Source organism: Methylobacterium sp. J-088 (genome assembly GCF_022829295.1).
GTDB lineage: Bacteria > Pseudomonadota > Alphaproteobacteria > Rhizobiales > Beijerinckiaceae > Methylobacterium.
Map to the genome: position 1 here is coordinate 1 of NZ_JAKSYH010000133.1, position 664 is coordinate 664.

Genomic DNA, 664 nt, shown 5'->3' on the forward strand with positions numbered 1-664 from the left:
CGGATCGCCCACCTGTTCTGCGAGTTGCTGCAACGCCTGGAAGCCGTGGGGCGTGTCACCGACAACAGCTACGCGTTCCCGTTCACCCAGACCGATGTCGCCGACACGATGGGCCTGTCGGACGTGCAGGTCAGCCGCACCCTGCGGGAGTTGCGCGGGCTGAACCTCATCGCGCTGAAGCACCGGGTCCTGACGATCCTAGATGTCGAGCAGCTCAAGGCGTACTGCGGGTTCAATCCCAACTACCTCCACCTCAAGAACGCGCGCTGGAGTGGCCGCCGGCAGGTGCCGTGGCTGAGCAGCGTCCAGGGTGGGTAGCGATGGCGGGCCAGGACAACGTCGAGAGGCTAGTCGTCCTCCAGCTGTGTAGGGCGGTGACAAAACCATCCACTGGAGCGTCGGCGGGGTGCTGATGCGGCCGGGGTAAAAGCCGGCCAGTGGAGAGGCTTCTCTTTCGGGAGGGGCCCAGGATGTTTGCCGTGGAAGCTTACGCGGCCGTTCGGCAGTTCGTTTTCATCGACGGACACTCTCGTCGTGAGGCAGCTCGGGTATTCGGGCTCAATCGCGAGACGATTGCCAAGATGTGCCGGTTCTCACTGCCACCGGGCTACACGCGCTCGAAGCCGATCGAGAAGCCGAAGCTGGGGCCGCTGCTGCCGGTGAT

The 664-nt window shown here is 64.3% G+C and carries 1 protein-coding gene and 1 pseudogene; both read left to right on the forward strand.

Going from position 1 to position 664, the window contains the following annotated elements; genetic code table 11:
* A partial coding sequence (locus MKK63_RS14040) for a Crp/Fnr family transcriptional regulator (RefSeq protein ID WP_244002687.1) occupies positions 1-318 on the forward strand: 318 nt, incomplete at its 5' end.
* A 152-nt stretch (positions 319-470) separates the two neighbouring features.
* A pseudogene (locus MKK63_RS14045) lies at positions 471-664 on the forward strand (IS21 family transposase); the annotation flags it as partial.